This is a genomic window from Paenibacillus sp. 01T422 (assembly GCF_056398785.1).
This window is the reverse complement of sequence record NZ_JBFTQB010000172.1, coordinates 1-8,839: the sequence shown is the minus strand read 5'-3', so window position 1 is coordinate 8,839 and position 8,839 is coordinate 1. Positions and strand designations below refer to the sequence as shown.

The window sequence follows — 8,839 nt, the reverse complement described above, 5'->3', positions numbered from 1 at the left end:
ATCACGGAGATCGCGTTACACCTGTTTATGCGTTAGCCAGCCATGAAATTTTTGAACATCAACTGCTGGAAGATATGAAAATCAAGGCACCAATCGAGTTCACGCTTGAGATTACAGATAAATTTCRCAAAACAGGGATGAAGGCTCCCTTTCAGTTTGGAGGCCAATTTTCTAAGGAGGCAGCTGAGCTAGAGAAACTAATCGATCAAAGAGAGAAGCAGCTCGATGAAGCTTGGCAGAACAGTGAAGAGCTTTATCGTAAAACGAGCTTCTATCATGCCAATTACCAATCCCGAATTTCAGATTTAGACAGTTTGGCGTCCCAAATTGGCATCCATACCGCAGATGAAGTGCGAAGTGAAATCGATCAGGTGGAAAATCAGCTGCATGCTGTTCAGGCATCAATAAGAGATGTGGATATGTCTATTGCCGCGATCAGTCAAGCAGGGCCAGGCGCGATGGCTGGCATGCAAGCCATTTTGGAATCCCGTCAAGCATTAGGGACTCAAGCGCAAACATTGTCTCAAAAACTAAATGATCTCCAAAATCTGCTGCAGTTAATTATCAAATATGTGGCGCTTCTTGCAGTTACGAAGCTCGAGGTTCAAGCAAATACGAAAGAGATGGGGTTATTACAGCAAGCGATTGAACCAGCATTACGCACAGCAAAGCAGCGAAACGATGAAATACGCACGAAACTCAATGGGATTATTTCACGTCCCAGCTCAGGAGATGCGACGACAAGTGCGAATGAAGTTTTTCAAAGCGTACCTGTGATGGGGGATGAATACTTTTACAGGTACCAAACTGCTATTGCAAGCATTACAGCATTGTTTACAGCTTTTCAAGATGTGATTGGCTCTGTACAACTTTATACAGCTGACAATACGAACAAAGCTAATCAAGCAAATGATGCTTATTGGACGGAATCGCAAGATTTTTATCATAAGCAAAGCGCTTTAGAGGTACCAAGAATGGAACAAAATGGCGCTATCTCAGCTAATAAACAGCAGCAAAAAAATAAGATTCAAACGATATTGGATCAAGCGAAGGAATCGATTGGTGGGTGCAGCATAGTAAATGCTCAGAGTAGTGATGATGTGCTTTATGATCGTCTTCAAGGTTCTGGTTCACAATCGTCTTCTTCTCCCAAAGGTTTCTACCAGAAATATCGAGAGGCAAATGCGCAGGATGCCGTAATCGGCAGCGAAATTGCGTATGATCTTGAGAAATCTGAGCCAGTAAGTCTCAAGGCAATGGATATGCTTGCAGCCTTCAACAATGCGGCGGAGGTTATGCGTAACGAGCTTTATGTGAATGAATACGCGCTTACAACATTTAATTACCGAACGATTGCATTAGACAAGGATCAAACAGGCAATCCCAAAGCTTCAAATGAGCGTTCAGATCCAAGAACTCACGTGTTAGCTAACCAAGAGGTAGAATATTTGCTGTATGGATTTTCCTCATGTCCAGCGAATATTTCATCAGCATATGCAGAAATGTTTTCATTTCGTCTGGCCATTCGTACACTTGAGGCTCTTCTTGATCCTAAAAAAGAACTGCTTAATGTTGGCTCTCCACTACTGGTACTTTTGGCTGCAGCAGCAGAAGGGGCTGTTCTAGCTTTCCAAGACATGACCAAGCTGGTGAAGGGAGAAGCAGTAGAGTTATCTGCAAAAATTGCAGCGCCGGCTTTAAGTTTGACATATAAGGATTACCTGAGGATCTTCATGCTCATCCATAGCAATAATACGAAGCAAATGGCTAGAATGCAGGCGCTCATTGAGCTCGAAACCGGCAAGGATTTAATGCAAGCTACGACTTACATTCAGGGTAATGCCGCAAGTGATATTAAGCTGTGGTTTATTCCTCAGATCATGAAGCTGCTGGATGGGAGCGGGCTATTGGGCTGCAAAGTGACAGGAAATCGGTGCCAATTTATTAGCACAGCTGCAGTAGCTTATTGAATGTTAGGAGGGGCTGTATGCTACACAAGTTTTATCGGGAACAAAAGGGAAGCATCGTATTGGAAGCCGCTTTAATACTGCCTTTTTTCCTTGCCTTTGTTGTTGGCCTTATCATTTGTATTCAAATTGCGTGTCTAGAGATGGCGCTGCAAGCTGGTGTCTCTGAAGCAACTAAATCCATAGCAGGTCAGTTGTACCCAGTAAGACTTCTTGTCCAAGAAGCTAAAGTGAAATTTGAGCAGAGCGGCTCAGCAGAAATATTGAATTCAGCCATCGACCACGTTCAGTCTGCGCGAGAACAAGTGGCTAACACGGAAAGTTTAGCAGATGAATATGCCGCATATATCCCCGAAGCACTGCTCGAATTAGTTAAATGGGAAAAAGAGAATAGGCTGCAAGGTGAGGAGTTCGTGACAGATGAGAAAGAAGATTTGTACGAGCAGCAAGTTAAACCCCGTTTGCAAGCAGTGTTTACACCGATTGTTTACGCTTTTTGCGATCATTCAACTGTTATGAGAAATAACTTTAAGGTTATCTCTGTCACGCTTCCAAGTTTGTATAACGATGGTGATGCTTATTTTGGACTTGAGGCGGAAATAGCGTATCGACTACCGATTCCGTTTATAAGTCAAACGATTATTTTAAAAAAGAGGGCGTATGAACGGGCATGGGTAGGTGCATAAATGGACAGATCAGGGGGACTTAGAATTTACTATTTATTATTGATTTTTATTACGATTGCTTTTGTTACTGATGTACGAAGAGCTGTAATCCCAAACAAATTAACGATCTGCGGAGCGGTCGCGGGAACAATTTTCAATGGGTTAGTGAACGGGTTGAATGGGTTAACTTTTTCCCTCCTGGGCGCAGGAAGTGCGTTTATTGCGATGTTCCTACTTTATCTTATCGGTGCAATTGGGGCTGGGGACGTGAAGTTATTTACTGCTATAGGAGCGATGATGGGCATCAGTTATGTACTTCAATTGATGCTATATGCCATACTCTGTGCTGCACTGATTGGACTTATCTTACTATTACTGCACAAACAAATGGCTGCCACAGGTCAGAAGTTGGTGAAGTGGCTCTATTCAATCGTCGTGTTACATGATCTGAACATCGTAATGGAGATGAAACGTGATCGTAATATCAAGTTTCCGTTTATGTATGCGGTTATGCCAGCCGTCGCAATGACCTGGTATTATTCGTTTATTTGAGAAGAGGTGGGCCCGTGACAGAGGAAGTATTCGGACTGCGCTATGAATTTGTCTATCAGCATGGTCATTATATGAGTCTCTTTAAAGACGATGGGGAGGGCTTGGCAGTTGGTGCTCTATCAACTTTGCAAATCAAGATGCTTGAAGCTAACACAATTCCCAACCTACTTCCGCTCGAAATCCAAGAGGTAGACAATCGAGTAAGCCTGCTTTATAGCCTGTCAGCTAAGAGAATGCTTGCCCAGGTTCTTAAGGTTGAGGAGCTTTCAAAGGGCCAATTTGCAAAGCTCATGTATGCAATTGTTTGTGCCATAGATGAAAGTAAAAATTACATGCTCCATGAGACAGGATTTGTTCTGAAAGATAATTTTATTTTTATAGGCAGTGATTGGTCCGATGTATTTTTGACGTATGTGCCAATGGAGCAAAGTATGGAGGAATGGAGTATACACCATGCAATACAAGATTTAATGAGGCAGATTAGTTCGAAGTTGAACGACGAAACAAGGAAAGATTTAGACGCTTGGTTAGAGACTGACATATTATCAAGTACGCAGAACCTGCAAGATTTCAAAATAAACCTGTTGAAGCTTATGGACCAGCGATCTCCGGTTCAAGAGGGACTACCAAAGCCTATTTGGAAACAAAACACGATAAACCCGCCGCTAATCAAAACCAGCCAAGTAGAAGATTCGTCGTTTCATACGCCATTAGTAGATGTGAAACAGGATGTAGACACTACTCAAACGATCGCTTTTACCCCAATTGCTCAGAGATCGCAAATAATTGTTCTTATTGGTGTCACTCTCATAGTGGCATTCATCTGGCAGCATTACGTATCTTCTCCTACAACCAGTCTCTTGCACTTATCGGCAGGAACAACTATTTTATTAGCAGACGTATGGTTTGTATTGAAATTTCTTGGGCTGCCGCGGTACAAAAGGGTTGGGGAGAAGCAAGTGCCGATTTTTCCGGGTACACCAGAGAAGCATTTTGAAAATAAGAGAGAGGCATTGACGGTATCCAAAGTTGAACATCCAGACATTCAAAGTCATTATCAAAACTTACATATGCATACAACATTAATTCAAAACAACGCCAGGAATGCAACTGTTTTTCTTGGCAACCTTAAGCTCAAACCCGAAGGACCAAGGCTCGAAATACAAAATCAAGCAATGCCGAAATCAGTGCCAATTCTAAGTGAGCATTTCACGATTGGCCGAGGAGATGCGAATTTGAAAGCAGACTATGTCTTGGAAGAAGCTGGTGTTTCCAGAATACATGCTGAAATAACGAAATGTGATAGGGGCTTTGCTCTGAAAGATACAGGCTCGACGAACGGAACAACTCTCAATGGAGAAACGCTTGTAACCTATCAATCATACTTGTTAAAAGATGGCGACGAGATTCAGATTGTGTGTCAAACCATGATATTTCGATATTGAAAATTTAACTATTTCCTGTCTAGCACTAGCAGTGGTATAATAAGAAGTCACGAGTATGTGCGATTTTTTAACAGACAGGAGTTTGGAATTTTAAAATGAGTCTTTTGACGATAGAAGATTTGAGCCACAGTTTTGGGGATCGAACATTATTTAAAAATGTTTCTTTCCGTCTACTGGCAGGTGAACGCGTTGGCATAGTTGGAGCAAATGGTGTGGGGAAATCCACATTGATGAATATATTGACCGGGAAACTATTGAAAGATACAGGGAAAGTTGAATGGACGCCCAAAATTAAGTACGGGTATTTGGATCAGCACTCGGTACTAGCTGCTGGCAGGACGATTCGCGATATTTTGCGCGATGCCTTCCTACCTCTTTTTGAAGAGGAGAAAGCAATGATGGCCATTACCGAAAAGATGGCGGATGCATCCCCGGAAGAGCTGGAAGTTCTGCTTGAGCAGATGGGCGAGATTCAGGAAAGCTTGGAAATAGGCGACTTCTACTTACTGGACGTCAAAATTGATGAGATGGCGAACGGACTTGGCCTTAATGCAATTGGGTTAGACCGTGATGTGACATCACTAAGCGGTGGACAGCGGACCAAAGTTCTTTTGGCCAAGCTGCTGTTGGAGAAGCCAACCGTGCTGCTTTTGGATGAGCCTACGAACTATTTGGACGTTGAACATATTGAGTGGTTAAAAATATATCTTAGAGATTACCCATATGCGTTTATGCTGATTTCACATGATACGGAATTTATGAATGAAGTCGTTAACGTGATCTATCATTTGGAATTTACGAAGTTGACCCGTTATACAGCGAACTATGAGAAATTCCTGGATATGGCGGAAATGAACAAATCGCAACATATCGATGCTTATGAGAAGCAGCAGGAGTACATCAAAAAACAGGAAGACTTTATTGCTCGCAATAAAGCTCGGGCCTCCACCTCTACGCGCGCAAAGAGCAGACAGAAGCAGCTAGAGAAAGTGGATCGAATCGAAAAGCCAGAAAGTGCGATGAAACCCACGTTCATATTTAAGGAATCTCGTACAAGTGGTAGAATCGTATTTGAGGCAGAAAACTTGGAAATTGGATACGACCGTCCACTTTTACCGAAAATGAATGTAACGATTGAACGCGGCGAGAAAATTGCGATAGTTGGCTGCAACGGTGTAGGGAAATCTACATTGCTCAAAACAATTCTAGGGAAAATCGAGCCTTTTAGCGGCAAAACGTATCAAGGTGATTACTTAAGCCCAGCTTACTTTGAGCAAGAGGTTAAAGCGCCCAATATGACGCCGATTGACGATGTCTGGAATGAGTTTTCTTCCATGAATCAGAATGAAGTCAGAGGCGCTCTAGCAAGATGTGGTTTGAAAAATGAGCACATCACGCGCGCTATGAGCATGCTCAGCGGGGGAGAGCAAGCCAAAGTAAGGCTTTGCAAACTGCTTATGAGAGAAAGCAACTGGTTGTTGTTCGATGAGCCGACAAACCATTTGGACGTTGTTGCCAAAGAGGAACTGCAAAGAGCTTTGATCGCTTATAAAGGAACGGTTTTGCTTGTTTGCCACGAACCGGAATTTTATGAAGGTTGGGTAACTAGGGTTTGGGATGTAGAAGAATGGTCTGCCAAAGCAAAAGTAACCAATTAGGGGGAAATATCCAATGTTAACTCATGTTGTGTTTTTTAAACTCAAAGATCGTAGTCCTGAAGCTGTAGAAGTAACGAAAGCGGTTCTTACGAATATGGAAGGGAAAATTCCAGTATTGCGCCATATTGAAGTAGGGACAGATATTCTTCATTTGGAGCGTTCGTATGATATTGCTTTAATTACAAAATTCGATTCTTTAGAAGATTTAAAAACATATGACACTCACCCGATTCACGAAGGGGTGAAGGCTCATATGAAGACAGTACTTGATGGGACTTCCATTTGTGTGGATTTCGAAAGCTAATTGGGTTTGAAAAACATAAGGGAACAGTGTAGTATCCTTAGAAGGGGTTAGCATTGCGGCTTATGCCGCTAGCGCAGCTAAAATTCCTAGGCTGCACTGTTTTTTGTGTGTTTATAGGAATCTTAATAATTTTATAGAAAAGGGAGGAATCCCGAGTGAAATCCAAATTAAATAAAGCTTATATGACGGAAGTACTCGAGATGCTGCTGCGTACACCAAGTCCGACTGGTTATACGCACCACATTATGAAAAAGGTAGAACAAGAAGTAAATAAGCTTGGTTATGAGCTTACATATACGAATAAGGGCTGCGGCATTGTGACGGTTCCAGGTGTCCGTAATGACCGCGTAATTGGTATTTCTGCGCACGTGGATACCCTTGGCGCAATGGTTCGTTCTATTAAAGAGAACGGCACGCTTAAGATCACTTCATTGGGCGGATTCATGATGGGCGCTATTGAGAATGAATATGTTCAAGTTCATACGCGTGACGAACGTGTTTATGATGGGACGATTCTCACTTCGAGACCATCTGTACACGTTTATGAAGATGCCAGAGAGTTCAAACGTGATGAAGCCAACATGGAAGTGCGTATCGATGAGCTTGTAAAGTCCAAAAAAGACGTTCAGGATCTTGGTATTCGTGTTGGGGATTACATTTCGTTCGATCCTCGTGTACAAGTGAAGGAAAATGGCTTCGTGAAGTCCCGTCATTTGGATGATAAAGCGAGTGTAGCTTCCTTATTTGGTCTGCTTAGACTTATCAAAGAAGAGGCTTTGAAACCGCTCTTTACAATTAAACTTTTTTTCTCCAATTATGAAGAGGTTGGTCACGGGTCCGCCTTTATTCCAGAAGATATTACGGACTTTATCGCTGTAGATATGGGTGCGCTTGGAGATGATTTGAGCGGCAGCGAACGCGATGTGTCCATTTGTGCGAAGGATTCGTCAGGTCCTTATGACTATCAGATGACTTCCAAAATGATCGAGCTTGCCGAAAAGCTGGAAATCGGCTACGCGGTTGATATTTATCCAAGGTATGGCTCAGACGCCTCGGCGGCACTCAAAGGTGGACGCGATATTCGCGCGGCACTGGTTGGTCCTGGTGTTCATGCTTCACACAGCATGGAGCGAACGCATATGGATGCTGTAGTTAACACAGCAGCACTTCTTGCAGCTTATGTCATGGAGCCTGTAGAAGCATGAATATTTTGAGTGCAGTCAATATTACCAAAACCTTTGGCGACAAAGTTTTGTTCGATGACATCAACTTCTCGGTGAATGAGAAGCAGCGCATCGGTCTCATCGGCGTGAACGGCACAGGCAAGTCCACGCTGCTGAAGCTGCTAGCGGGACTTGAAACAGCGGATCGCGGCAAGCTCTTGCACGCGAACCATTTCCGAGTGGAATTCTTGCCGCAGAACCCGGAGTTCGATCCGAACTCCACGGTTCTTGAGCAAGTATTCCACGGCGACACGCCGCTCATGAAGACGCTGCGCGACTATGAGCTGGCACTTGCGGAGCTGGAGCTAGATCCCTCCAGCGAGAAAAAGCAAGCGCGGCTGTTCACAGCCCAGTCGCGCATGGATGAACAAGGTGCCTGGGAAGCCAGCACCTTGGCCAAAACCGTGCTGATGAAGCTAGGCATCAGCGAGTTCGACAAGCCCGTCGGCCTGCTGTCCGGCGGGCAGCGCAAACGCGTCGCGATGGCGCGCGTTCTGATTCAACCAGCCGATCTGCTCATCCTGGATGAGCCGACGAACCATATTGATAACGAGACCGCTATCTGGCTCGAGGAATTCCTCGGCAAATGGCGCGGCGCGTTGCTGCTCGTTACCCATGACCGGTACTTCCTGGAGCGGGTCACGAACCGCATTCTGGAACTGGACCGGGGCAAGATCTACAGCTACGAGGGCAACTATGAGGCGTTCCTCGAGAAAAAGGCGGAGCGGATGGAGTCCGAAGCATCCAGCGAAGATAAGCGCCAGAATCTCATGCGCCGCGAGTTGGCTTGGCTCCGTCGCGGCGCGAAGGCGCGCACGACGAAGCAAAAGGCGCGCGTGCAGCGAGCCGAGGAGCTGCGGGACCACAAAGTGGACGGTCCCGGAGATAAGCTAGACATGGCGCTGGCTGGCAGCCGCCTTGGCAAGAAGGTGATGGAGCTGGAAGCCGTCACCAAAGCTTTTGAAGGCGGGAAGACGCTGCTGAGCGGCTTCGACTACATCGTGATGCCGAGGGATCGCCTCGGC

8 protein-coding genes are annotated in these 8,839 nt (G+C 44.7%); all 8 read left to right on the top strand.

Annotated features, from left to right (window positions below):
* A partial coding sequence (locus AC1DUA_RS12165) for a hypothetical protein (protein ID WP_477500000.1) occupies positions 1-1,970 on the top strand: 1,970 nt, incomplete at its 5' end.
* A gap of 17 nt (positions 1,971-1,987) precedes the next feature.
* Complete coding sequence (locus AC1DUA_RS12160) at positions 1,988-2,653, top strand: TadE/TadG family type IV pilus assembly protein (RefSeq protein WP_477499999.1); 666 nt, start codon at positions 1,988-1,990, stop codon at positions 2,651-2,653.
* Complete coding sequence (locus AC1DUA_RS12155) at positions 2,654-3,184, top strand: A24 family peptidase (protein ID WP_477499998.1); 531 nt, start codon at positions 2,654-2,656, stop codon at positions 3,182-3,184. It abuts the gene before it with no gap.
* A gap of 14 nt (positions 3,185-3,198) precedes the next feature.
* Positions 3,199-4,629 (top strand): DUF6382 domain-containing protein, encoded by a 1,431-nt coding sequence (locus AC1DUA_RS12150; protein WP_477499997.1) that lies wholly within the window; start codon positions 3,199-3,201, stop codon positions 4,627-4,629.
* Between the two features lie 95 nt (positions 4,630-4,724).
* Complete coding sequence (locus AC1DUA_RS12145) at positions 4,725-6,287, top strand: ABC-F family ATP-binding cassette domain-containing protein (RefSeq protein WP_477499996.1); 1,563 nt, start codon at positions 4,725-4,727, stop codon at positions 6,285-6,287.
* 13 nt (positions 6,288-6,300) lie between these two features.
* Complete coding sequence (locus AC1DUA_RS12140; protein ID WP_477499995.1) at positions 6,301-6,591, top strand: Dabb family protein; 291 nt, start codon at positions 6,301-6,303, stop codon at positions 6,589-6,591.
* A 155-nt stretch (positions 6,592-6,746) separates the two neighbouring features.
* Complete coding sequence (locus AC1DUA_RS12135) at positions 6,747-7,796, top strand: M42 family metallopeptidase (protein WP_477499994.1); 1,050 nt, start codon at positions 6,747-6,749, stop codon at positions 7,794-7,796.
* Positions 7,793-8,839 (top strand): ABC-F family ATP-binding cassette domain-containing protein (locus AC1DUA_RS12130; protein ID WP_477499993.1); only part of this gene is annotated, 1,047 nt, incomplete at its 3' end. The genes AC1DUA_RS12135 and AC1DUA_RS12130, both read left to right, overlap by 4 nt.